The sequence below is a fragment of the Muricoccus vinaceus genome (assembly GCF_042433125.1).
In the GTDB taxonomy this organism is placed as follows: domain Bacteria; phylum Pseudomonadota; class Alphaproteobacteria; order Acetobacterales; family Acetobacteraceae; genus Roseomonas; species Roseomonas vinacea.
In genome coordinates this window covers 188,368-212,071 of the sequence record NZ_JBHLVZ010000043.1, presented here as the reverse complement: position 1 = coordinate 212,071, position 23,704 = coordinate 188,368, and the positions used below count along the sequence as shown (strand labels likewise).

Annotated in this window: 24 protein-coding genes; 6 read left to right on the top strand and 18 right to left on the bottom strand. The window is 74.2% G+C overall.

The window, feature by feature from the left end; translation table 11 throughout:
* Positions 1-72: 72 nt before the first annotated feature.
* From ACFFIC_RS16265 to ACFFIC_RS16220, 10 genes are all read right to left on the bottom strand, one after another.
* The gene (locus ACFFIC_RS16265; protein WP_377052182.1) at positions 73-1,977 is read right to left on the bottom strand and encodes a hypothetical protein; all 1,905 of its coding nucleotides are present in this window, start codon (positions 1,975-1,977) and stop codon (positions 73-75) included.
* A gap of 119 nt (positions 1,978-2,096) precedes the next feature.
* Positions 2,097-3,068 carry a Bug family tripartite tricarboxylate transporter substrate binding protein gene (locus ACFFIC_RS16260; protein ID WP_377052180.1) on the bottom strand — a complete coding sequence of 324 codons (972 nt, stop codon included), beginning with the start codon at positions 3,066-3,068 and terminating at the stop codon, positions 2,097-2,099.
* 95 nt (positions 3,069-3,163) lie between these two features.
* Positions 3,164-3,988 (bottom strand): SH3 domain-containing protein, encoded by an 825-nt coding sequence (locus tag ACFFIC_RS16255; RefSeq protein ID WP_377052178.1) that lies wholly within the window; start codon positions 3,986-3,988, stop codon positions 3,164-3,166.
* 170 nt (positions 3,989-4,158) lie between these two features.
* The gene (locus ACFFIC_RS16250) at positions 4,159-4,530 is read right to left on the bottom strand and encodes a DsrE family protein (RefSeq protein WP_377052176.1); all 372 of its coding nucleotides are present in this window, start codon (positions 4,528-4,530) and stop codon (positions 4,159-4,161) included.
* A complete protein-coding gene (locus tag ACFFIC_RS16245; protein ID WP_377052174.1) occupies positions 4,527-5,315 on the bottom strand; it encodes a HesA/MoeB/ThiF family protein in 789 nt (262 codons plus the stop codon). Before ACFFIC_RS16245 ends, ACFFIC_RS16250 begins: the two co-directional genes overlap by 4 nt.
* Before the next feature lie 73 nt (positions 5,316-5,388).
* The gene (locus ACFFIC_RS16240) at positions 5,389-5,979 is read right to left on the bottom strand and encodes a hypothetical protein (protein WP_377052172.1); all 591 of its coding nucleotides are present in this window, start codon (positions 5,977-5,979) and stop codon (positions 5,389-5,391) included.
* A 63-nt stretch (positions 5,980-6,042) separates the two neighbouring features.
* Positions 6,043-6,492: a dUTP diphosphatase gene (gene dut / locus ACFFIC_RS16235; RefSeq protein WP_377052170.1), complete on the bottom strand. Its 450-nt coding sequence runs from the start codon at positions 6,490-6,492 to the stop codon at positions 6,043-6,045.
* Positions 6,489-7,934, bottom strand: a complete 1,446-nt coding sequence (locus ACFFIC_RS16230) for a bifunctional phosphopantothenoylcysteine decarboxylase/phosphopantothenate synthase (protein ID WP_377052168.1) — start codon at positions 7,932-7,934, stop codon at positions 6,489-6,491. Before ACFFIC_RS16230 ends, dut begins: the two co-directional genes overlap by 4 nt.
* A complete protein-coding gene (locus tag ACFFIC_RS16225; RefSeq protein WP_377052166.1) occupies positions 7,931-8,686 on the bottom strand; it encodes a class I SAM-dependent methyltransferase in 756 nt (251 codons plus the stop codon). The genes ACFFIC_RS16230 and ACFFIC_RS16225 overlap by 4 nt, the downstream gene beginning before the upstream one ends.
* Before the next feature lie 74 nt (positions 8,687-8,760).
* Complete coding sequence (locus ACFFIC_RS16220) at positions 8,761-10,476, bottom strand: gamma-glutamyltransferase family protein (protein WP_377052164.1); 1,716 nt, start codon at positions 10,474-10,476, stop codon at positions 8,761-8,763.
* Between the two features lie 35 nt (positions 10,477-10,511).
* Here ACFFIC_RS16220 and mutM point away from each other — a divergent pair, with 35 nt between their 5' ends.
* The 5 genes from mutM to ACFFIC_RS16195 all read left to right on the top strand — a co-directional run bounded on the left by mutM (position 10,512) and on the right by ACFFIC_RS16195 (position 16,176).
* Complete coding sequence (mutM, locus tag ACFFIC_RS16215; RefSeq protein ID WP_377052163.1) at positions 10,512-11,405, top strand: bifunctional DNA-formamidopyrimidine glycosylase/DNA-(apurinic or apyrimidinic site) lyase; 894 nt, start codon at positions 10,512-10,514, stop codon at positions 11,403-11,405.
* A 102-nt stretch (positions 11,406-11,507) separates the two neighbouring features.
* Positions 11,508-12,056, top strand: coding sequence for a MarR family winged helix-turn-helix transcriptional regulator (locus tag ACFFIC_RS16210; protein WP_377052161.1), 549 nt, complete (start codon positions 11,508-11,510; stop codon positions 12,054-12,056).
* Positions 12,056-13,669 carry a benzoylformate decarboxylase gene (gene mdlC, locus ACFFIC_RS16205; protein ID WP_377052159.1) on the top strand — a complete coding sequence of 538 codons (1,614 nt, stop codon included), beginning with the start codon at positions 12,056-12,058 and terminating at the stop codon, positions 13,667-13,669. Before ACFFIC_RS16210 ends, mdlC begins: the two co-directional genes overlap by 1 nt.
* 15 nt (positions 13,670-13,684) lie before the next feature.
* Entirely contained in the window at positions 13,685-15,181 is a 1,497-nt protein-coding gene (locus tag ACFFIC_RS16200) for an aldehyde dehydrogenase (RefSeq protein WP_377052157.1), read from the top strand.
* A 20-nt stretch (positions 15,182-15,201) separates the two neighbouring features.
* Positions 15,202-16,176 carry a Bug family tripartite tricarboxylate transporter substrate binding protein gene (locus ACFFIC_RS16195; RefSeq protein WP_377052155.1) on the top strand — a complete coding sequence of 325 codons (975 nt, stop codon included), beginning with the start codon at positions 15,202-15,204 and terminating at the stop codon, positions 16,174-16,176.
* Between the two features lies 1 nt (position 16,177).
* Here ACFFIC_RS16195 and ACFFIC_RS16190 read toward each other — a convergent pair whose 3' ends face one another.
* The 3 genes from ACFFIC_RS16190 to ACFFIC_RS16180 form a co-directional block, all read right to left on the bottom strand.
* A complete protein-coding gene (locus ACFFIC_RS16190) occupies positions 16,178-16,747 on the bottom strand; it encodes a histidine phosphatase family protein (protein WP_377052153.1) in 570 nt (189 codons plus the stop codon).
* A 41-nt stretch (positions 16,748-16,788) separates the two neighbouring features.
* The gene (locus tag ACFFIC_RS16185; protein ID WP_377052151.1) at positions 16,789-17,415 is read right to left on the bottom strand and encodes a glutathione S-transferase family protein; all 627 of its coding nucleotides are present in this window, start codon (positions 17,413-17,415) and stop codon (positions 16,789-16,791) included.
* A 112-nt stretch (positions 17,416-17,527) separates the two neighbouring features.
* Entirely contained in the window at positions 17,528-17,920 is a 393-nt protein-coding gene (locus tag ACFFIC_RS16180; protein WP_377052149.1) for a hypothetical protein, read from the bottom strand.
* A gap of 122 nt (positions 17,921-18,042) precedes the next feature.
* Here ACFFIC_RS16180 and ACFFIC_RS16175 point away from each other — a divergent pair, with 122 nt between their 5' ends.
* On the top strand, positions 18,043-18,816 hold the full coding sequence (locus ACFFIC_RS16175; protein WP_377052147.1) for a helix-turn-helix domain-containing protein: 774 nt from the start codon (positions 18,043-18,045) through the stop codon (positions 18,814-18,816).
* Here ACFFIC_RS16175 and ACFFIC_RS16170 read toward each other — a convergent pair.
* The 5 genes from ACFFIC_RS16170 to lgt all read right to left on the bottom strand — a co-directional run bounded on the left by ACFFIC_RS16170 (position 18,813) and on the right by lgt (position 23,571).
* The gene (locus tag ACFFIC_RS16170) at positions 18,813-19,745 is read right to left on the bottom strand and encodes a ribose-phosphate pyrophosphokinase (RefSeq protein WP_377052145.1); all 933 of its coding nucleotides are present in this window, start codon (positions 19,743-19,745) and stop codon (positions 18,813-18,815) included. The two genes, ACFFIC_RS16175 and ACFFIC_RS16170, sit on opposite strands and share 4 nt — an antisense overlap.
* Before the next feature lie 162 nt (positions 19,746-19,907).
* A complete protein-coding gene (locus tag ACFFIC_RS16165; protein WP_377052143.1) occupies positions 19,908-20,840 on the bottom strand; it encodes a hypothetical protein in 933 nt (310 codons plus the stop codon).
* A gap of 138 nt (positions 20,841-20,978) precedes the next feature.
* Complete coding sequence (pgeF, locus tag ACFFIC_RS16160; protein WP_377052204.1) at positions 20,979-21,764, bottom strand: peptidoglycan editing factor PgeF; 786 nt, start codon at positions 21,762-21,764, stop codon at positions 20,979-20,981.
* Positions 21,764-22,750, bottom strand: coding sequence for a class I SAM-dependent methyltransferase (locus ACFFIC_RS16155; RefSeq protein ID WP_377052202.1), 987 nt, complete (start codon positions 22,748-22,750; stop codon positions 21,764-21,766). The genes pgeF and ACFFIC_RS16155 overlap by 1 nt, the downstream gene beginning before the upstream one ends.
* An 11-nt stretch (positions 22,751-22,761) precedes the next feature.
* A complete protein-coding gene (gene lgt / locus ACFFIC_RS16150; RefSeq protein ID WP_377052141.1) occupies positions 22,762-23,571 on the bottom strand; it encodes a prolipoprotein diacylglyceryl transferase in 810 nt (269 codons plus the stop codon).
* Positions 23,572-23,704 lie beyond the last annotated feature (133 nt).

Sequence of the window (23,704 nt, the reverse complement as noted above, 5' to 3'; positions counted from 1 at the left end):
TCGCGCTGGGGCGACGATCGCAGGCGATCGCGCTGGGGCGACGATCGCAGGCGATCGCGCTGGGCTGCCCGGTCAAGCGTGGAGCAGGTTCATGGAGAGGGCGACCTCGTCGGGCGAGAGGACGGCGAGGAGCAGGGTGGCGGCGCTCAGGGCGTTGGCGCCCTCACCGCTGCCGGAAAGCACCTCCATCGCCGGCTCCCCCGCGCCCTGTTCCACGGCGCGGAGGCGCCCGGACAGAAGGTGGAGCGCCGCCTCGCGCAGGGCGGCGGCACGGGCGAGAACCTCGGCGTCGGGCGCGATCCGGCCTGTTTCGGCAAAGAACTCCGTGGCCCGCGCGCCGCGCAGCACGGCCGCCAGCGCGCGGGTGGGAGGCGCCTCCACGGTGTCGGACAGGTCTTCGGGGGTGACGGCCAGCATGGCGCGGCGCAGCGCCTCCTGTACCCAGGGCTCGGGGATCAGCGTGGCGCCGCGGGCCAGGGCGAGAACGGCGGCGCCCTGATCGGCCAGACCGGCGCTCCCGCCCCCCGCGGCCATGGCCGCGAGGCGGGTGAGCAGATGGCGCAGCCGGCGCCGGTCCCGCGGCAAGCCGCCCGCGCGCCAGGCCGCGTCCAGTGCCAGCGCCGTTGAAGCCAGTTCTCCCATGGGCAGGGGCGTGGTGTCGTCGTCCGGCAAGGCGGCAATCCGGCGGTCCAGCCAGTCCTGCAGGATGGCCAGCCGGTCGCGGCGGATGGGCTCGGCGAAGGCCGGGGCGTTCAGCAACGTGGCGGCCACGGCGGCCAGCGGCGCGCCGATGCCGGCCTGGCCGGGATCGCGGCCGCCCAGGCTCGACGGTGCGGCGATCAGGCGAAGCGCCTCGGCCGGGCTGCCCTGGGCAACCCCTTGGGCCAGCAACCGGTCCTCGCGCAGGGTCGCGACGCCGCCGGGAGGCAGGTCGGCCAGGCTGTGGCGCAGCACGAGCCAGTGGGGGGCGCCGTTGCGCCCGTATGCGCGAATGCTGAACACGCCTTCCGCGGCACGGGGGCGGAGATGAAGGGCGAGGGCCTCCTCCTCCGGCCCGGACTGCCAGAGGTGGAGCGATTCCGCGCCACTCTCGGAAAGCAGTTCCTCGGCCGCGAAGGGACCGGCGGAGCGGGGAAGCTGGACACCCTCGCGCCCGACCGACGCATGGGCGAAGGACGGCACGGCTTCGGACAGGGCATCGACCGCCGTGGTCAGCCGGATGGCCGACAGGCCCGCACGGCTTCCCGCCCTGAGCGTCACCGCCACGCGCAGCAGCGGATCGGCGGAGGAAACGCGGTACTCGTAGCGCAGGGTGCCGACATGGATGGAAAGCCCCGGCAGCGGGCGCAGGCGCAGCGCGCTCTCGTGCCACATCACGGCACCCGCGCCTTCGGGCTGGACGCCCTGCGCGGTGATCGCCTCTTCCACGTCGAGCGTGCGCGCGCGCAGCGACAAGCGCCCGAGCAAGCCGGGAACGCCGCCCACCGGGCGCAGCCGCGCCATGTTCCCGGTGTGCTGCACGATGCGCGCGCACGTCCCGTCCTGCGGCACCTCCCGGGGTGGGGCATTGCCGCCGGATGGGGCGCGCATGCGCTGGCGCAGCACACCGTGGGTGAGGTCGCCGGTGAACTCGTGCCAGGACGTGAGAAGGCGGAAGCTGGCGGGGTCGTCGCGCAGGATCTCCACGCGCCCGCCGGCCTGCGGCAGAACGGCGCGAGGGGGCGGGCCCTCCTCCTTCCCCACGGCGACCAGAAAGGAAAGAACGGAGTCGGCCAGGGCGGGATCCGCCTCGCGCAGGGCGGGAATGGCCATGGCCTCGGCCGCCAGCGCGTTGTCCAGCGTGTGCAGCGGCGCGCCCGGTGCGGCGCGGTGCGCGAGGCCCGAGAGCGGCTGTCCCTCCAGCACCGCTTGGCGCAGCAGCCGGCGCAGCCCGGCGAGCAGCCGGTCGCGCTCCTGGGGATGCAGCAGGTCAGGCAAGGGGCCGCGGCCTCCGTCGGCTGGGAGTGCCCCGTTCTAGGCGATTCCGCACGCCCCTGGAATTCGCGCGCCGCGCGCCGCGCGCGAGGCCGCCTCCCCTGTGGCCAATCCGCCGCGGATCAGTCGGTGAGGCGCACGCCGGTCGCGCGCGCGATCTCACCCCAGCGGGCGCTTTCCTGCGCGATGAAGCGCCCCATGGCGGCGGGATCGCGCGCTTCCACAGTGAAGCCCGCCGCGACGACGCCGCGGCGCACCGTTTCGTCGGTCTGGGCCGCGGCCAGGGCGGCGGCGACGCGCTCCACCGCCGCGTCCGGCACGGCGCGCTGCGCGAAAAGCGCGTTCCAGACCGGCAGGACAAAGCCGGGCACGCCGGCTTCCTCGAAGCTCGGCACCTCCGGCAGCAGCGGGTCGCGCGCGGGGCCGGTGACGGCGAGGGCGACCACCTTGCCCTCCCGGATCAGCGGCAGGGCGGAGCCGGTGGCGGCCACCATCACGTCGACCCGGCCGGCGGCGATCTCGATCAGTGCCTGGGGAGCGCCGCGGTAGGGGATGTGCTGCCCCTTCAGCCCCGCCTGGGCCACGAGCCCGGCCATGAAGAGATGGCCTGCCGATCCCGCGCCCACGCTGCCGTAGTTCACCTCCTGCACGCGGGCCTGGGCCAGGAAGCCCGCGAGGTCCGTGGCCAGCCCGGGCCGCACCACCAGCACCTGCATGGACACGCCGAGAAAGGCGACCGGACGAAAGTCGCGGTCGGGATCGAAAGGCATGCGGTCGGTGATGTGCTTGTTGATGGAGATGGTGCCGTTGCTGCCCACGAACAGCGTGTTGCCGTCGGGCACGGCGCGCGCCGCGTACTCGGCCGCGATCATGCCGCCACCGCCGGCGCGGTTGTCCACCACCACCGGCTGGCCGAGCGGGCCGGAGATGGCCGCGCCGTAGAGGCGGGCCAGGGTGTCGGGGGTGGTGCCGGCGGGAAAGGGCACCACGAGGCGCAGCGGCGAGCCGGCCTGGGCCCTCGCCCCACCCACGCCGGCCAGCGCGGCCGGGACGGCCAGGGCGAGCCTTCGGCTGATGCGGTGCTGTGTTGTCATGTGCGGCTGGCTTCCCCTGGCGCAGGCCGTCGCTGCGGCCCTTCCCAGCGGGATAGGGCGGTGTCCCGGGCTGGGCAAGACGTGCCCGCGCCGGATCATTTCACCTCTTCGCCGGGCATGGCGCCGAAGAAGTCGGTGCGGCGAAGCCAGCCGCGATGCTCGCCAACCTGGACCTCGCACCAGGCCTCCCCGCTGGCGCAGAGGCGGATGCGGCCGAGCACGCCCGGGCGGAGGCGCGCGACCACGCCCGCCGATTCCTCGGCGCGGCGGCGCAGCACGCGCTCCTCCCCGGTCACGACCATGTTGCGACGGCCGGTGAGGTTGGACTGGTGCACCCAGCCCTCCGTGCCCTCCATGTCGCGGATGCGGCGCCACAGCTCGAACTCCCGCACGATTTCCACGGGCAGGTCGCGGCGCTGATAGGTCCACTCGATGGGATAGCGGGTGCCAGGGCCGGCGCGGAGGTTCACCTCCTCCGCGCGGAGCGAGGCGAAGCGGGGCAGGGGCAGGTTGGTGACCGGGCCGATCGGCGGCGGCGGGGGCTCGGCGGGAGCCGGTGCGGGCGCCGGGGCGGCAGGGGCCGCCGCTGCGGCCGCCGCCGCCGCGGCCGCGGCGGCGGCCGCCGCGGCACGGCGGCGGCTGGCCGGGGTCTGGCGGGACTCACTGGGGCGCGCCTGGCCAGGACGGGCCTGTTCGGGGCGCCCTGCGGCCGGCGCGCGGGTGGTTGTGGCCGCGGCGCTCCCGGCCGGGGGAGTGCGCGGCTGTGAAGGGGCCGGCCGTGCCGGGCCAGGACTTGGCGGGCCAGGGCGTGGTGGGGTGGTGCTGGCCGCAGGCTGCCCAGGCGCGGCGCGGCGCGGCGCGGCGGGGGAGGCCGGGGCCGCGGGTGCGGCAGGGCTGGCCGGGGTGGCGCCCCGCGGCACGGGCGGCGGCAGGCTTCCGGCAGTCTGCGCCCACGCCTTCGGGGCCCACGCCTTCGGGGCCCACGCCTCCGGCGACAGTGCGAGGATCAGGGAAAGGAAAGGGACCAGGCGTTTCATCGGGGGGCGATCACGCGCAAAACCGCGCCGCCCGGTCAAGGCGCCCGATGCAACTAGAGCGAGAGAAGCTGCCCCGGCCCCACCGATTCCAGGAAGGTGACGACACCCGCCACCTCCACGCCCGCGGCGAGGTCGCTGGCCGCCACGCCCTCCGCCCGCAGACCGGCATCGCAGGCGATCCTGCGCAGGCCGAGTTCGGCGGCGGCCTCCAGCAGGGTTGAGATGCCGGCGACGCCGCGCGCGGCGAGCAGGGCCTCTCGCGGGTCCGACAGGAGGGGCGCGCCGCGCTGGAACAGGGCGAGGCCAGCATTTGTGGCAAAAAGCGTGACCGGGCGGCCGATGGCGGCGGCGGCGGTGGCGAGCACGAGCGCGTAGTGCGCGGGCTCGTGCCCCGCACCGCGCAGGAGGATGCCGAGGGGGGTCATCCTCCGCAAAGCTTGCAGGCGGGGTCGCGGCGCAGGCGGATCGTGCGGAAGCGGGTGTCCAGCGCGTCCCAGAGGAGGAGGCGCCCGGAGAGGGACTCGCCGATGCCAAGGATTTCCTTCAGCACCTCCGTCGCCTGGAGCGTGCCCATGACCCCCGTGACGGCGCCGAGCACCCCGGCCTCGCCGCAGGAGGGGACCAGCCCATCCGGAGGGGGTTCGGGGTGCAGGCAGCGGTGGCAGGGATGTGGCGCGCCGAGATGGGACTTGAAGGTGGAGAGCTGGCCCTCGAAGCGCAGCACCGCTGCCGAGACGAGGGGGCGGGCAAGGCGGTGGCAGGCGTCGCCGAGCAGGAAGCGGGTGGGGAAGTTGTCGGTGCCGTCACAGACGATGTCGTAGCGGGGGATGAGGTCGCGGGCGGTGCCTTCATCCAGGCGGCAGGCGTGCGGCTCGATGGTGGTGAGGGGATTCAGGGCACGCAGCGTCGTCGCCATGCTCTCGACCTTGGCGCGGCCGACGCGGTCCGTCGCGTGCGCGACCTGGCGCTGGAGGTTGGAGAGCTCCAGCGTGTCGTGGTCCACCAGGCCGATGGTGCCGATGCCGGCGGCGGCCAGGTACATGGCCAGCGGCGAGCCGAGGCCGCCGGCGCCGACCACGAGCACGCGCGCCTGGCGGAGGCGGGCCTGGCCGGTGGCGCCGACCTCGCCGAGGAGGATGTGGCGGGAGTAGCGGTGAAGCTCGTCCTCCGTGAAGTCGAGGTCGAGCGCGGGGGGGGCGGGGCCGTCCATCGGGGGGATGTCGGGCGTTCGGGAGCGCTGGGCAAGCTCCAGGCAGTGCGAACCAGCCCAGCGCCGGATGACGTCAGCGCGGCTGCGATGGCTCCGCGCCCAGCATGGCCAGGGCGCCCTTCCGTTCAATCCCGGCCTCGCCGGTGGGCGCACCGCAGCCGGACGGTCCACAGGCGGCCCGGATCGTGGCGACGCGGTCATCGCCTGCATGCCGGACCGCGGAGGTCTGCGCGGGCGGGTTCGCCGGGCTCAGGTCGGATATGACGGGTCCGCTCGGGGCGGGGCTGGCCGGGGTGAGAGCGATCTGGATGCTGTCCGGATATTTGGAGATCGCGCCGGTGCTGACGTCCACGACGATGCCGACCACCCCCCCGAGAAGAATGTTTCCAAGGAACATCGGCTGAAACTCAGGCGAAAGCGCCGTCTGCGCCGGCAGGTGGCCGTCCCGCGTACAGGTGATCGTCGTCTCGCGGTTGGACTTGCCGATCCGGACGGTGCCCGGCGTCGGGTTCACCACGGCAAGAGGAGCGCCGTTGCGTTCGATCTCGCAGCTCGCGCCGGCCGGTTCGGTCAGCACGGTCAGATTTTGGCTGGGGCTGGTGGTGATGGTGGCGCAGGCGGGCAGGAACGCGAGGCCCAGAAGGGCCGCGATGCGCAGGAACAAGGTTTCTCTCCGATTTTGAAGACGGAGATATCGTAACGATTCAGCAAGGACTTAACAGCACTTTTAACGGCCTCCCGTGCTGCCGAACCCCCCCTCCCCGCGCGGGGTGTCCGGCAGCACCGGCACCTCCTCGAACACGGCGCGGGTCACGGGCGCCAGCACGGCCTGGGCGATGCGCATGCCGCGCTCCACCCGGAACGGCTCGTTGCCCGCGTTCAGGATGATGACCTGGACCTCGCCGCGGTAGTCCTCGTCGATCGTGCCCGGGGAGTTCGGCAGGACGATGCCGTGCTTGAGGGCGAGGCCCGAGCGGGGGCGGATCTGCCACTCGTGGCCGGGCGGCAGGGCCACGCGCAGTCCCGTCGGGATGAGCGCGCGGCCGTGGGGCAGGATGACGACGGGGGCGCCGATGGCGGCCAGCAGGTCCATCGCGGCGGCGCCCTCGGTGGCGTAGGCGGGCAGCGGCAGGCCCTCCGCGTGCGGCAGGCGGATGACGCGGATGGTGGCGCTCACGGGTGAAGCGCCTCGGCCACGCGGTCGGCCAGGCGGGCGGCGACCTCGGGCTTGGGCAGGCGGGGCCAGTGCTCCACGCCGTGATGGGTGACGAGGTGGACGGTGTTCTCGGCGCCCCCCATGGCGTCGCCCGAGACGTCGTTGGCGACGATCCAGTCGCAGCCCTTGCGGGCGAGCTTCGCCTGGGCGTGCTCGATCACGCGCTCGGTCTCGGCGGCGAAGCCGATGACCAGCTCCGGCCGCTGCGGGTGGCGGGACAGGGTGGCGAGGATGTCGGGGTTCGGCACCAGCGCGAGCGGCGGCGCGGACTGGTCCAGCGGCTTCTTCATTTTCTGCTCGGCGACGGCGGCGGGGCGCCAGTCGGCGACGGCGGCGGCGAAGATGGCGGCATCGGCCGGCAGGGCCGCCTCGCAGGCGGCCAGCATATCGCGGGCGGTCTCGACATGGAGGGTGTCCACCCCACCCGGATCGGGAATGGAGACGGGTCCGGCGACGAGGGTCACGCGGGCGCCCAGCGCCGCGAGCGCCTGCGCGATGGCATGGCCCTGCTGCCCGGAGGAACGGTTGGCGATGAAGCGCACGGGGTCGATCGGCTCGTGCGTCGGGCCGGAGGTGACGAGGACGTGGCGGCCCGTCAGCGGCAGGGCGCCCGGGGCGGCGCCGCGCACGGTGTGCGGCGCGGGGCCGGCGGGGACCTGGGAGGCGGAGAAGGAAGACGGTGCCGCCTCCACCGGGGCCGCGTGGTGGTCGGCGGGGTGGGGCAGGCCCTCGGTGAAGCTGGAGGGGGACGGCGCCCGGGGCCGGGGCGGCGACTGGCCGTCCTGCTCGGCGATCGCGGCGTCCAGCGCATCCTCCAGCGCGGCGTCGGGCGCGCCGTGGGCAGGGTCGGACAGGACGGCGTCGATGGCGGCGAGGATCGTGGCGGGCTCGGACAAGCGGCCGGTGCCGCTCTCGGCCTCGGCCATGGGGCCGTCCTCCGGGCCGATGAAGGTGACGCCACGGGCCATCAGGGTGGCGACGTTGGCGCCGGTGGCGGGGTGGGACCACATGGTCGGGTTCATGGCCGGGGCGACCAGCACGGCGCCGCCCCAGGCGAGCAGCGCGGCGCCGGCGAGGTCGTCGGCCATGCCCACCGCCATGCGCGCGATCCGGTCGGCCGAGGCGGGTGCGACGACGACGAGGTCGGTCTCGCGCGCGAGCCGGATATGGCCGCGGGCGGATTCCTCCTCCAGCGACCAGAGGTCCTGGGCCAGCGGGCGGCCGGTGATGGCCTGCAAGGCGTGGGGGGTGACGAAGCGGGCGCCGCCGGCGGTCAGCAGGCCGGTGACGGTGGCGCCGGCCTTGCCCAGCAGGCGGGCGAGCTCAAGCGACTTGTAGGCGGCGACCGAGCCCGAGACGATCAGGAGGACGCGCTTGCCGGCGAGGTTCCCAAGGGGGCTCACAGGCGCCACCCCGAATGGATGGCGACGATGCCGCCGGACAGGTTGCGGTGGGTGACGTTCTCGAGGTCGGCCTCGCGGAACATCGTCGCCAGGGCTTCCTGGTCGGGCATCATGCGGATGCTTTCGGCGAGATAGCGGTAGCTTTCGGAATCATTGGCCACGCGGGCGCCGATGGCCGGAAGCGCCTTGAAGCTCCAGGCATCGTAGAGCGGGTCCAGCGCGGCAACCTGGAGGCGGGAGAATTCCAGCACGAGGAAGCGGCCGCCCGGGCGCAGCACGCGGCGGGCCTCGCGCAGCACGGCGGGCTTGTCCGTGCAGTTGCGCAGCCCGAAAGCCATGGAGACGCGCTCCACCGAGCGGTCGGGGAAGGGCAGCTTCTCGGCGTCGCAGCAGACGAAGTCGAGGCCCGCGGCGAGGCCCCGGCCGAGCGCCCTGCCCTGCCCCACGCCGAGCATGGCGGCGTTGATGTCGGCCAGGATCACGCGGCCCGCGCCGCGCTCCTTCGCGAGGAAGCCGATGTCCCCGGTGCCGGCGGCCAGGTCCAGCAGCGTGTCGCGCGGGCCGGCCCCGATGGCGTTGACGAAGGCGCGCTTCCAGAGGCGGTGCAGGCCCACCGACATGAGGTCGTTCATGACGTCGTATTTCGGCGCCACGCTGTCGAAGACCTGCCGGACCATGCCGGCCTTGCTCTCGCGCGGAACGGGGGTGAAGCCGAAGTCGATGGTGCCGTCGGTGTTGTCGTTCTGGGACATGGAGGAAGAATAGGACGGCCGGGCACGCTCCCCCAGCCCCCTTCCCTCCGGTGGGCAAAATCCTCCGCCGGCCCTCAGTCCCCCATGGCCGCCCCGTCCCGCCTCGGGTCCGCCGCCCCTTCCCAGCCACCGGGGATGCGCCGGATGAGTTGCAGCCCGGTGTTCATCTCGACCACGCGCGGGGCATGGCCCATCGCGCGCAGGGGTTCGGCCAGGCCCGCCGCCGGGGTGCCGGCTTCCAGCTCCTCCGCGCCGTTCTGGGCGCCGATGCGCGGGCGGGCGGTGGCGTGCAGGGTGTCCGCGCCCCAGGCGAGGACCTCCACCACCGCGACGGTGACGGAATCGACGATGCGGGCGCCGCCGCCGGCACCGACCACGAGTTCCGGGGCGCCATCCGGCCCGAGGACGACCGTGGGGGCCATGGTGGTGACGGGGCGCTTGCCGCCGGCCATGGCGTTGAAGGCGGACGCCTCCGGCGGGCCGGGGGTGGCGGCGAAGTTGGTCAGGCCGTTGTTCAGGGTGATGCCGGCGGCCAGCCGCTCCGCCCCGAAGTTGAGGTTGTTGGTGGTGGTGAAGGACACCGCGTTCCCGGCGGCATCCACGATGGCGAGGTGGGAGGTGCCGGCCAGCGCCAGGGGGTCGGAGGCGGCGGGGAGCGCGCCGTGGCGCTCCATCGGATTGCCGGCGGGGGCCTCGGCCATGGCGCGGGCGGGATCGACCAGGCGGGCGCGCGCCGCGAGGTAGGCGGGGGAGACGAGGGGCTGGGTGGGAACGGGCACGCGGTCGGGGTCGCCCATCCAGCGGCGCCGGTCGGCGGTGGCGAGGCGGCTGGCCTCCAGGATCAGGTGGGCGGCTTCCGGTGAGTCCGGTGCGAGCCGGGCGATGCCGAGGCGGTCCAGCATCCCGAGTTGCTGCTGCACGGCAATGCCGCCGGAGGATGGGGGCGCGGCCGAGCAGACCTGGCGACCGAAGGCCTCGGAGCAGACGGGATCGCGGCGCTTCGCTTGGTAGGCCGCCAAGTCCGCGGCCGTCATCCATCCGGGCACGGGCTCGCGCGCGGTCGCGTCCAGCACGGCCTCGGCGAGGGCTCCGCGGTAGAAGGCCTCGGCGCCGTGCTCGGCGAGGTGGCGCAGGGCGGCGGCCTGCACGGGGTTGCGGACGAGGGCGCCAACCGGAAGGGGCTGGCCGTCCAGCCCGAGGAACAGGGCGCGGATCTCCGGGTCGCGCGCGAGCTCCACGGCGCGGGCGGCGAGCACGCGGTGCAGGGTGGGCGGCATCGGGAAGCCATCCTCCGCCACGCGGATGGCGGGGGCGAGGAGGTCCCGCCAGGGCAGCCGGCCGTGGTCGGCATGGACCAGCGCGAGCATCCGCAGCGTGCCGGGAACTCCCACGGCCCGGCCGGAGCGGGCGACGGTGGCGGCGCCGGCGCGGCTGCCGTCGGCGGCCTCCACCAGGCGGGACGTCGCGGCGGCGGGGGCGGCGGCGATGCCTTCGTAGCCACCGAGCCGGCGGGTGGCCGCGTCCCAGTGCAGCAGCAGGGCGCCGCCGAGCAGGCCGGTGGCGTTGGGCTCCACCACCGAGAGCATGGCCTGGGCCGCCACGGCGGCGTCGGCCGCGCTGCCGCCGGCGCGGAGCATGTCGAGGCCGGCGCGGGCCGCGAGGGGATGGGCGGCGGCGACCATCTGGCGGGTTGCGCGGGTGGGACCCTCGGCGGTGGCGGGCAGGGCCGGCGCGACGGCCAGCAGGGCGGCGAGGGCGAGGAGGGGGCACGGGGCGATCGGGCGGGGCATGGACGAAATCATGCCCGCCTCCCCATATCCCGGCCATGCCCGAACTGCCCGAAGTGGAAACCGTGATGCGCGGCCTGTCCGCCGTGCTCACCGGCCGGACCATCGCCCGTGCCGAGACACGCCGCGCCGGCCTGCGCTGGCCCTTCCCCGAGAACCTGGCCGAGCGGCTGGGCGGCCGCCGGGTGGAGGGGTTCCGGCGGCGGGGCAAGTACATGCTGATGCGGCTGTCGGAGGGGGAATCGGCGCTGATCCACCTGGGCATGTCCGGCCGCATGGTGGCCCGCCCACCCGGGCAGGAGCCGGTGGCCCGCATCGCGCCGCAGGGTGCCTTCTCGGACGCGCGCGGCGCCGGGGATGGCCTCGCGCACGAGCACCTGATGCTGGAAACCGAGGATGGCTGGCGCGTCGGCTTCCAGGACCCCCGGCGCTTCGGCTGCCTGGACCTGGTGCCCACCGGGGCCGAGGACGGACACCGGCTGCTGGCGGGGCTGGGACCGGAACCGCTGGACGACGCCTTCACCCCGGCCGCCCTGTCGCGCTCCCTCGCGGGCAAGAACACGCCGATCAAGGCCGCGCTGCTGGACCAGGGCGTGGTGGCGGGGCTTGGCAACATCTACGTGGCGGAGGCGCTGTTCCGCGCGGGCCTCTCGCCCCGCCGGCTCGCGGGCACGGTGCCCGGGGCGCGGGCGGCGCGGCTGGTGCCGGCGATCAAGGCGGTGCTGGGCGAGGCCATCGAGGCGGGCGGGTCCTCGCTGCGCGACTACGTGCGGAGCGACGGGGAACTGGGGCGCTTCCAGGACCGGTTCGAGGTGTATGACCGCCTGGGCCATCCCTGCCCGCGCTGCCCCGGCCCCCCGGCCTGCCCCGGCGTCGCGCGGATCGTGCAGGCGGGGCGCAGCAGCTTCTTTTGCCCGCGGACACAAAGATAGCAGCCCCGCCACGGGGTGCTTGCCGCGAGATCGTTGGGCATCCTACGGTTCCGGCAAAAGCGGTGCGCGGTTCATGACGCGCCGCCCGGAGGATGCCGTTCCTTGGCCCAGCCATCCCAGGCGATACCCGCGCGCGCCGCTCATCCGCCCCAGGCGAAGGCCGCCCCTGCCCTGCGCGTGCTGCCCGGGGGCTTGGGCACGGTCCGGCTGGGGCCGCTTGGCGACACGCTGGGCTTTCACCTGCGGCTGGCGCAGGAGGCCTCCTTCGCGGCCTTTGCCCGGCGCAGCGGCGCCTCGGGGCTGGAGTCCGGGCTGAAGCCGGGGCGCTTCGCCATGCTGGTGATGATCCGCGAGAACCCGGGCCTGTCGCAGACCGCGCTCGGCGCCGCCGTCGGGCGGGACAAGTCCACCCTCACCCCGGCGCTCGCGGAGCTGGAGCGGCGCGGGCTGATCCGGCGGGACCGGGCGGCGGACCGGCGCAGCTATGCCCTCAGCCTCACCCCTGCCGGCGAACAGGCGCTGGAGGCCCTGAGCCTTCACGCCGCGGCGCATGACCGCGCGCTCGACGCCATCGTGGGCGCGGAGAACCGCGGCGCCTTTCTCGACACGCTGCGCCGGCTGATCGCCGCGCTGGATTCGGACAGGACCTGATGGACGGAAACACCACACCCACCCGCACCACCGTGCGGGAGGCGACCTTCGACCTGTTGCGCCAGCTCGGCATGACTACGGTGTTCGGCAATCCCGGCTCGACCGAGCTGCCCTTCCTGGACCGTTGGCCGTCCGACTTCCGCTACGTGCTGGGATTGCAGGAGGCGAGCGTGGTCGGGATGGCCGATGGCTATGCCCGCGCCACCGGGCGATGCGCCATGGTGAACCTGCATTCCGCCGCCGGCGTCGGGCACGCGCTGGGCAACGTGTTCACGGCGCTGCGCAACGGCGCGCCCATGGTGATCACGGCGGGCCAGCAGACGCGGGCGCTGCTGCCGAACTTCCCCTTCCTGGGCGCGACGGAGGCGGCACAGTTCCCCAAGCCCTACGTCAAGTTCTCGATCGAGCCCGCGCGGGCGGAGGACGTGCCGGCGGCGATCGCGCAGGCGCACCGCATCGCCACCCAGCGGCCCTATGGCCCGACCTTTGTCTCCATTCCGTCCGACGACTGGGCGGCGGCCTGCCAGCCGGTTCCGGCGCGCGCCTGGCACCCGGACACCGCGCCCGACCCGGCGGCGCTGGAGGAAGCGGCGCGGGCCATCGGCGCGGCGCGGCGCCCCGTGCTGGTGGTGGGGCCCGAGGTGGATGCGGAGAACGCGGGGCCGGCCATGGTCGCCCTCGCGGAGCGGATCGGCGCGCCGGTCTGGACCAGCCCCTTCTCCTCGCGCCTGTCCTTCCCCGAGGACCATCCGCTCTTCGTGGGGCATCTGCACGCCTCGCCGGAAAAGGTGTCGGACGCGCTGATCGCGCATGACCTGGTGCTGGTGATCGGCGCGCCCGTCTTCACCTTCCACGTGCCCGGGGAATGCGCGCTGTTCCGCGCGGGCATCCCGATCATCCAGATGACGACGGATGCGGAAACCGCCGCCTCCGCCCCCATGGGCACGGCGATCCTGGGCGCGCTGCGGCTGGGGCTGCCGGCGCTCGCGGCGCTGCTGCCGGCGGATGGGCGTGCCCTGCCCGCCCCGCGCCCGCGCCCCGCGCCGCCGGAGGCGAGCAGCCCGGTGAGCGCGGCCTATGCGCTGCACCGGCTGCACGCGGCCATGCCGCCCGACGCCATCCTGGTGGAGGAGGCGCCTTCCCATCGCCCGACCATGCACGCGCAGATGCCCATCCGCGAATGGGGAAGCTTCTTCACCATGGCCAGCGGCGGGCTCGGCTACAGCCTGCCCGGCGCGGTGGGGGTGGCGCTGGCGCATCGCGGGCGGCGCGTCGTGTGCCTGATCGGGGATGGGTCCTTCATGTACTCGCCCCAGGCGATCTGGACGGCGGTGCAGGAGAAGCTGCCGCTGGCGGTGGTCGTGATGAACAACGCGGGCTACGGCGCGATGCGCTCCTTCTCGCGCGTGCTGCAGGTGCGGGACGCGCCGGGGATCGACCTGCCGGGCCTCGACTTCGTGGCGATGGCGCGCGGCATGGGCTGCCCCGGGCGCCACGTGGCGACGCCGGAGGAGCTGGAGGACGCGCTGGCCGAGGCGATGGCGGCCACGGGGCCGATGCTGGTGGAGGTCTCGATCGATCCCGGCATCGCCCAGCTCTACGACAAGAAATAGGAAGGGAGACACACCATGCTGGACGTGCCGCTGATCATCGGCGAGGGCGACCGCCCCGCCACGGGCGCCGGAACCTTCGAGCGCCGCAACCCCGTGACGGGCGAGGTCGCGACCCGCGCCGCGGCCGCGACGGTTGCCGATGCGGAGGCCGCCTGCGACGCGGCCGCGAGCGCCTTCCCCGCCTGGTCCGCCATGGGGCCGAGCGCGCGGCGCGGCGTGCTGCTGAAGGCCGCCGACGCGCTGGCGGCCAAGGCGCCCGAGTTCATCCGCCTGATGGCCGATGAGATCGGCGCCACCGCGGGCTGGGCCGGGTTCAACGTGCACCTGGCGGCCGGCATGCTGCGCGAGGCGGCGGCGATGACCACGCAGACCACGGGCGAGGTGATCCCGTCCGACAAGCCTGGCTGTCTTGCCATGTCGATCCGCGCGCCGGTGGGCGTGGTGCTGGGCATGGCGCCCTGGAACGCGCCGGTGATCCTGGGCGTGCGCGCGCTGGCCCTGCCGCTGGCCTGCGGCAACACGGTGGTGCTGAAGGCGAGCGAGCTTTGCCCGGGCACGCACAGCCTGATCGCGCAGGCGCTGCGCGAGGGGGGCGTGCCGCCCGGCGTGGTGAACGTGGTGACGCATTCGGCGGAGGACGCGCCGGCCGTGGTGGAGGCGATGATCGCCCACCGCGCCGTGCGCCGCATCAACTTCACCGGCTCCACCAAGGTCGGGCGGATCGTGGCCGTGCACGCGGCGCGGCACCTCAAGCCCGTGCTGCTGGAGCTGGGCGGCAAGGCGCCGATGATCGTGCTGGAGGATGCCGACCTGGACGAGGCTGTGAAGGCCGCGGCCTTCGGCGCCTTCATGAACCAGGGCCAGATCTGCATGTCCACCGAGCGGCTGGTGGTGGTGGAGAGCGTGGCGGACGAGTTCGTGCGCCGCCTGGATGCGTTCGTGGCGGCACTGCCGGTGGGCGATCCGCGCGGGGGCAACGTGTTCCTGGGATCGGTGGTGGACGAGGCCTCGGCGGTGAAGGTCGAGCGCATGATCGCGGACGCGACCTCCAAGGGCGCGGTGCTGCATGGCGGCGGCGCGCGGCAGGGCACGATCATGCCGGCCGCCATCGTCGATCGCGTGACGCCTGAGATGGACCTCTACGCGGAGGAGTCCTTCGGGCCGGTGGTGGCGATGATCCGCGTGGCGGACGCGGAGGAGGCGCTGCGCGTCGCCAACGACACCGAGTACGGGCTGTCGGCCGCGATCTTCACGCGCGACGTGGCGCGCGGCATCGCCCTCGCGCAGCGGATCGAGAGCGGCATCTGCCACGTCAACGGCCCGACCGTGCATGACGAGGCGCAGATGCCCTTCGGCGGCACCAAATCCTCCGGCTACGGCCGCTTCGGCGGGCGCGCGGGGATCGCGGAGTTCACGGAGCTGCGCTGGATCACGGTGGAGACGCGTCCGGGGCAATACCCCTTCCCACCCGCCGCCAAGGCGCCGCCCGCCGCGACGCCGGGTGCGCATTGAGCGGCACGGGACGAAACGCCATGACCATCCTCACCCGTCGCCTCGCCCTCGGGGCGGCCACCGCCCTGGCGGCGCCCGCCGTCCGTGCCCAGGGCGCCTGGCCCAACAAGCCCGTGCGCATCGTCGTGCCCTTTCCGCCGGGGGGGCTGGTGGACCTGCTGGCGCGCTCCGTCGCGCAGTCCATGGCGGCGCGGCTGGGGCAGCCCTTCGTGGTGGACAACCGCACGGGGGCCGGCGGCAACATCGGGGCGGACATCGTCGCGAAGGCGGCGCCGGACGGCTACACGCTGCTCGCCTCCTCCATGGGGCCGCTGGCGGTCAACCAGTTCATCTATCCGTCCATGCCCTATGACACCAACACGGCCTTCTCGCCGGTCACGCTGCTGGCGACGACGCCCAAGGTGGTCTGCGTGGCGACGTCGCGCCCCTGGCAGAACCTGGGGGCCCTGGTCGCCGCGGCGAAGGACAAGCCGGGGCAGCTCACGGCCGGCTCGGCGGGCGCGGGCAGCAGCCTCCATCTGGCGCTGGAGCTGTTCAAGGGCGCGACGGGCACGGACATCCAGCACGTGCCCTATCGCGGCGCGGCCCCGGCGGTGACGGACCTCGTCTCGGGCAACATCGACATGGTCATCGACAACGTGCCGAACATCATCCCGCAGATCCGCGGCAAGGGCGTGCGGGCGCTGGCGGTGGCCACGGAGAAACGGCTGCCGCAACTGCCGGACGTGCCGACCACGGCCGAGGCCGGGGTGCCGGGCTTCCTGTTCGGCACGGCCTTCGGCATGGCCGCGCCGGCGGGCACGCCGGACGCCATCATCGCGGCGGCGGCCGATGCCGTGGCGGAGGCTCTGCGCGACCCCGCGATCGGCGGGCGGCTGGCCGAGCAGGGCACCATCCTGGGCGGCACCGGCCCGCAGGCCTTCGCCGCCCTGGTGGAGAACGAGAAGCGGACGCTGGAGCCGGTGATCCGGCGCGCCAACATCCGCGCCGACTAGCTCAGGCCCCGAGTTCGGCGGGGACGAGGCGCCAGCCTTCCCCCGCCGCCGGCGGCTCCACCCGCAGCGGCAGGGCGTTGGGCGTGCGGATATTGGCCGGCAGGCCCGCCGCCTGGCGGAAGGCACGCCAGAGGGCGCCGTGGGCCACCACCAGCACGGGGCCTTCCTTGGCCGTCGCGCGGTTGATCGCGGCCACGGCCCGCTCGCGCAGGTCGGCGAAGGGCTCGGCGCCCTCGGGCGTCGTGGTGCCGGCGATCCAGTCGTCGAACCAGCCGGACATCTCCTGGCCTTCCTGCACGCCGAAGGCGCACTCGATCAGGCCCTCGTCGAAGGTGATGGGCAGGTTGAGGCGGGCGGCGACGATCTCGGCCGTGACGCGCGCGCGGCCGAGGGTGCTGGAATGGATGGTGCGGATGCCCTTGTCCGCCAGGGCCTCCGCCGCGCGCCCGGCCTGGGCGAGGCCCACGGGGTTGAGCGGGATGTCCACCTGCCCCTGGGACAGCATGCGGGCGTTCCAGTCGGTCTCGCCGTGGCGGAGGAACCAGAAGGGGATCGGGTTGGGTTCGGTCATCGGACTGAAAAGCCGCGGGAGTGTTCCCCGGCCTTCCCTTCTCAGGCGGCCAGCCCTTCCTGCTCCAGCACCCGCTTCACCGCCGGACGCTCCAGCATCGCCTTCAGGTGGCGGTCCAGCTTGGGCGGCAACGGCTTGCCGACGCGCCTGGCCTGCCAGAACTCCACGAAGAACAGCGCGGCGTCGGCCACGGAATAGCCCTCGGGCAGCACCCAGGTGTCGCCGGTCCAGTTCTTCTCCAGCAGGTCGAAGAACTTGTCGGCGTTCTCCTGCGCCTGGGCGATCACCTGCGGGTGGTCCTCCTCGCGGACGGAGAAGTTGCCCGGGCGGAACTGGCGGGTGAAGGCGTTGGGGTGGATGGTGCCGGTGACGTAGTCGATCGCCTCCAGCGCGCGGGCCTGGGCGGCGGGATCCTTCGGCAGCAGGTTGGCCTCGGGGTTGGCGGCGCCGAGGTAGAGGGCGATGGCCGGCCATTCCGTGAGCGCCCGCCCGCCGTTGCCGAGATCGAGCGCGGGCACCTTGGCCTTGGGGTTCACCGCCTTGAACTCGGGCTTGTGCTGCGCGCCGTCCTTGAGCGCGACGGACGACAGCTCATAGGGCTTGCCGATCTCCTCGAGGATGACGTGGATGCCCATGGAGCAGGCGCCGGGGGCGTAGTGAAGCTTCATCTGGCGGGTTCCTCAGCCTTGCGGGGGCGGAGGGTGGCCGAAATAGGAGCGGGGTTGAAGGGGGGCGCCGTGTCCGGGCCCGCGCCCCGCGGCGCGGGCGCGGGCGAAGCGCTCAGGCGGCGAGGGCGCGCGCCCCGCGCAAGGCACTGGCTTGCACGCCCGCGAAGCCCGCGACGACCAGCGCCTGGCCCAGCACGAAGGCCTGGCCCAGCGCGTTCGGCACCACCCAGCCCAGCGCCAGGATCGCGGCGCTCTCGGCGGCCCAGAGGACGTTGAGCGCGATCACCGCGAGCACCAGCGGGCGCGCCGGGAAGGGGCGCCGCGCCAGCCAGAGCACGAAGGCCGCATAGGGGATCAGCACGGCTCCGGCGGCGCGGAGGAGGCCGGGCGGCAATTGGGTGAGCCCGGCCAGCGGGCCGGCCGCGAGGAGCATCAGCGCGCCGGTGGCGCCGCTCGCCGCCGCGTCCAGCAGCAGGGCGCGGCGGAGGAAGGGGGAGGCGTTCATGGGTTGGCTCCGTTCAACCGGCGGAAGTGCCGGCGGGCGGACCCTGGGCCTGGCGCCGGTCGTGGGTCGATGACCTCGGAGGTCATGGAGACGCCGCGGGCGACGGGGTTAGGCTCGTTTCCATGAGCACACGGGCAGCCCCGATCGGCGACCACCTCCGCGCCTGGCGGCAGCGCCGGCGGATGAGCCAGATGGACCTGGCGCTGGAGGCGGAAATCTCCACGCGGCACCTGAGCTGCCTGGAAACGGGGCGGGCCATGCCCAGCCGGGGCATGGTGCTGCGCCTGGCGGAGCAGCTGGAGGTGCCGCTGCGGGAGCGGAACCTGTGGCTGGCCGCGGCCGGATACGCGCCGGCCTATCCCGAGCGGCCGATCGGCGATCCCGCCATGGCGCCGGCGCGGGCGGCGGTGGAGGCCGTGCTGGCCGCCCATGCGCCCAATCCCGCGCTGGCGGTGGACCGGCACTGGAACCTCGTCTCGGCCAACGCGACCGTGGCGGCCCTGATCCGGGGGGCGGATGCCGCCCTGCTGGCGCCGCCGGTGAACGTGCTGCGGCTGGTGCTGCACCCCGGCGGCCTGGCGCCGCGCGTGGGCGACCTCGGCACGCTGAAGGGGCACCTGCTGTCCCGCCTGGCGCGGCAGGCCACGGTGTCGGGGGATGCGGCGCTGGCGGAGCTGTTGCGGGAGTTGCGCGCCTATCCCGCGCCGCCCGGCGGGGCGGAGGAGCCGGAGGCGCTGGCCCTGCCCTTCCGGCTGCGCGTGGGTGAGGACGAGATGTCGTTCCTAACCACCACCATGGTGTTCGGGACTGCGCACGAGGTGGCGCTGTCCGAGCTGACGGTGGAAACCTTCTTCCCGCTGGACGACGCGACGCGCGAGGCGCTGCGGCGGCTTTAGTTGAACAGCGTGGAGACCGAGGATTCCTCGCTGATCCGGCGCATGGCCTCGGCCAGAAGCGGCGCGATGGTGAGCTGCTTGATGTTGGAGGACACGCGCACCGCTTCCGTCGCCTGGATGCTGTCGGTGGTGATCATGTGCTGGATCGGCGCGGCGCCGATGCGGGCCACCGCCCCGCCCGAGAAGACGCCGTGCGTGACATAGACGGAGGCCGAGCGCGCGCCGTTCTTGAGCAGAGCGTCCGCGGCGTTGCAGAGCGTGCCGCCCGAATCGACGATGTCGTCCACCAGAATGCAATCGCGGCCATCCACGTCGCCGATGACGTTCATCACCTCCGACACGCCGGCGCGGGGGCGGCGCTTGTCGATGATGGCGAGGTCCGTGTGCAGGCGCGTCGCGATGGCGCGCGCGCGCACCACGCCGCCGACGTCGGGCGAGACGACCATCAGGTCGCGGCCCTTGAAGCGCTCCTGGATGTCGCGCGCGAAGAGGGGGGCGGCGAAGAGGTTGTCCACGGGAATGTCGAAGAAGCCCTGGATCTGCCCGGCGTGGAGATCCAGCGTCAGCACGCGGTCGGCGCCGGCCTGGGTGATGAGGTTGGCGACCAGCTTGGCGGAGATGGGCGTGCGCGGGCCGGACTTACGGTCCTGCCGGGCATAGCCGAAATAGGGGATGACCGCGGTGATGCGGCGCGCCGAGGAGCGGCGCAGCGCATCCAGCGTGATCAGCAGCTCCATCAGGTTGTCGTTGGCGGGATAGCTCGTGGACTGGATGACGAACACGTCCTCGCCGCGGATGTTCTCCTGGATCTCGACGAAGATCTCGAGGTCCGCGAAGCGGCGGACGGAGGCCTGGGTGAGCGGCAGGTTGAGGGCCGCTGCCACCGCCTCGGCGAGGGGGCGGTTGCTGTTGCAGGCGAGGATCTTCATCCGCGTGGATTCTCCGGGCGCGCCGCGCGCGGGCCGTGCGGGTGCTGGCGCGGCGGCTTGGGGCGGGCGGGGGATAGCAACCACCCGCGGTCAAGTCCATGGCAGGGGTGGCTGCGCGGGCCACGCAGGGCGCATGCCAGCGCGGCGCCGCGCACGCGAAGGTTACGGCGCGCGCGGGGGGACGGTAGCGGGAGGAGCCGGGGGCTGGTCCCTGCGAGCCGCGGCCTCGCCCAGGCCGCCTGCATTGGCGATGATGTCGCGCACGGCCACCGAGGCTTCCTCGGCCACCACATAGGCCACATCCCCCCAAAGGCCGTTCAGGCTGCCGGCCGGCACCTCGTTGAGCTGGAGCGCGCGGCCGAGGTCGTGTCCGTCCCGGCGGGACACCTTCCAGAGGATTTCCACCCGCTGCTTGCGGGCCGCCCCCGCGGCCATGGTGATCTCGCCCGAGACGGCGAAGGCGGCGCCATCGGCCCCGTCCTGAACCACAAGGCCCTGGGAGGCCAGGAACTCGCGCATGCGGGTGGCGAGCGCCTGGTTGCCGTCTCCCGGGGCGCCGCGCACACCGGTGAAGCGCACGCGCGGCGGGCCGCCCGCGCCGTTGAAGGCGACCGTTTCCGAGGCGCGGCGGGCGGCCTCCCCGCGGGACAGCAGGCCCGCCACCACCCCGGCATCGCGGGAGGCGACCTTTCGGAGCAGGTCGGGGGTGGACTGGCTCCACTCCGCGACGCCGACCGAGGCGCCGCGCGCCTGGCCGAGCACCCGGCCATCGGCATCGCGCACGGCATAGGCCGGGACCACGCCCTGGCCCTCGCGGTCGGCGCTGATGTCCAGGCGCCAGTCGAGCGGCGCGGGGGGGCCGGCGACCGCCGGAACCTCGGCGGCCTCCAGCGCCTCCGCCACGGCGACGGCGAAGTCGCTGGAGGCGACGTCGGACAGCAGCGCGGTGGAGGGGGACGGCACGGCGATGCGATAGGCCGGGGGCGCGGCCAGCCGGCGCCCCTCGGCGCCGGGGTTGCCGCGGAAGGGCTGCGGCAGGGGCCCGCAGGCCGCGAGCAGCGCCAGCGGCAGCAGAAGGCTCAGAAAGGGGCGCATGGCAGTCAGCCCAGCACGCAGGAGGCGACCAGGGTCAGGAAGGCGAGCGCCAGGAAGATGAAGATGTACGGCATCGGGCGCCCTTATCCCTGGCCCGGCGCCCTCGCGCCAGGGCGATCCTCAGAAAGGGGGCGATCCTCAGAAAGGGAGCGCGATGGCGGAAAGCTGGTGGCCGATCGGGCCGCCACCCTCCAGCGTGCGGCGGCGGTGGGAGAAGAAGCGGTCCTCCTCGGCCAGGGTGTCGTTCGGCAGGGCCTCGGCCGCGACGCCGGCGGCGCGCAGGCGGGCCAGGATCAGGCCGGCCATGTCGAACTGCCAGCGGTCCTCCCGCGCGCCGGGCGCCAGGAAGCGGCCTCCCGCGGGATCCGCGGCCAGCAGGGCCTCGCGCAGGTCGGGCCCCACCTCGTAGCTGGGCTGGCGGATGCAGGGGCCGAGGCTGGCGGCGATGTCCGCGCGGGCGGCGCCGAGCGCTTCCATGGCCTCGATCGTGGCCTCCAGCACCCCGGACAGGGCGCCGCGCCAGCCGGCATGGCAGGCGCCGACCACGCCCGCGCGCGGATCGGCGAAGAGCACCGGGCCGCAATCGGCGGTGATGATGCCCAGCGTGACGCCGGGCCGGTTGGTCACGGCGCCGTCCGCATGCGGCCGGGCCTCGTGCGCGACGGGCGCCTCCACCACGGCGACGGCGGTGCCATGGACCTGGAACAGGCCGGACAGGGAGGCGGGCTCGGTGCCCAGGGCGCGCATGGCGCGGGCCCGGTTCTCCCGCACCGCCTCCGGTTCGTCCTGGCCGGACAGGGAGCAGTTGAGGCTGGCGAAGCGCCCGGCGGAGACGCCACCGCGCCGGGTGAAGAAGCCGTGGGGCATGCCGGACAGGCCGGGGGCGGTCAGGAACTCGGCACCAGGGGGCACGGGCGTGGGCATCATGCGGTCTCGAAGCCGGGCGGGGTGGGAAGGGTCGGGTGACAGAGGACCAGGGCCTTGAACAGGCGGCCCATGGCCTCGGGCGCGGTCAGGCGGGTGGCGGCCTCGATGTGGCGGGCACCCCTGCCGGGGTCGGAGGCGGCAAGGGCGGCGGCGCGGCTGTGCAGGCCGAGGGCGGAGAGGAAAACGCCCTGCGGCACCGGGCCGTGAGCGGCGGCACCGGCCGCCCGGGCCGTGCGGGCAAGGGCGGCGAAGTCCACATGGGCGGTGAGGTCGGCCGTGCCGGGCTCCGCCAGGGGATCGGCGGCCTCCCTCCCCCGGATGGCCTGCAGGCTGTCGCCCGGGGCGCTTTCCGCCGGGCCATAATCCAGGAACAGGGCGGCGCCGCCCCTCGCGGCCAGGCGGGCGCCGAGGGTGGCGGCAAGGCGGAGCGCGGGCTCGTTCACCTCGCGGATCTCGCCCTCCGCGCCCGTGCCGGGCAGGGCGACCCCGGAGGCGGGGCGCTCGGCGAAGGCGCCACCGGCCACCCAGCGCTCGGCCCAGGCGCCGTCGCGGCGGACGAACTGGCGGATGGGCAGGGCATCGAGGAACTCGTTGGCGAGCAGGATCAGCGGGCCATCCGGGAGCGAGGCGGCGTCCTCGTGCCAGGTGGCCTCGGGCAGGCGGGCGCGCTGGGCCTCGCGCAGGAGGGGCGAGGTTTCCACCAGGTGCAGCCGGGCGGCGCGGGCGAAGTCCGGGACCATGGCGCGGGCGGCGCGGAGCGCGTCGGCCATCAGCGTGCCGCGGCCGGGGCCCGCCTCGGCCAGGATCACGGGGTCCGGGCTGCCCATCAGCGTCCAGGTCACGGCGGCCCAGAGGCCCAGGCATTCCCCGAAGGCCTGGGTGATCTCGGGCGCCGTCGTGAAGTCCCCGCCGGCGCCGAAGGGGTCGCGCCCCGCGTAGTAGGCGGCGTTGGCGCGGGCCATGAAGGCGTCCAGCCGCTCCATGGAGGGCTCGCTCAAGCCGCGGGCACCTCGGCGAGGCGGCGGCTGCGGAGCATGAGCCATGCGCCCACCAGCACCATGGGGACGGAGAGAAGCTGGCCCATGGTGGCGCCCGCGAACAGGAAGCCGAGATGGGCATCGGGCTGGCGGAAGAACTCGCCCACGATGCGTGCGATGCCGTAGCCGGCCAGGAAGGCGCCGGAGGTGAGGCCGGGGCGGGCGCGGAGCGAGGGCGTGCGGATGATCCACTGAAGGATCGCCAGCAGGATCAGGCCTTCCATGGCCATCTGGTAGAGCTGGGAGGGGTGGCGCGGCTCGGGCCCGGCATGGGGGAAGATCACGGCCCAGGGCACGTCGGTCGCGCGGCCCCAGAGCTCGCCGTTCACGAAGTTGGCGATGCGCCCGAGGCCGAGGCCGACCGGGACGACGCTGGTGATGCGGTCCGCGAAAAGGAGGAGCGGCAGGCGGTTGCGGCGCGCGAACCAGATGATGGCGACGATCACGCCGAGGGCGCCGCCGTGGAAGGACATGCCGCCATGCCAGAGGTAGAGGATTTCCCAGGGCGCGGTCCAGATCAGGTCTGGCCGGTAGAACAGCACGTAACCGAAGCGCCCGCCGAGGATGACGCCGAGCGTGGCCCAGGTGACGAAGTCGTCCATCTGCTCGGGCGTGGCGGCGGCGGGCGGGCGGGTCACCAGGCGGCGCGCCATCTGCCAGGCGATGACGATGCCGACGATATAGGCCAGCGCGTACCAGCGGATGACCAGGGGGCCGATGGCGATGGCCACCGGGTCGAAGGCGGGGAAGAGGATCGCGGGGATCATGCGGGGGGGCCGCCAATGCCGGGGGTGGTGAACATCGCGCAGCCTTCGGCCGGGAACGGGAGCGCCGCGGGGTATAGGCCCGATCCCGCCGCGCGGAAATGGAGGCTCTCCTCCGTCCGGCCTCTTGAAGCCG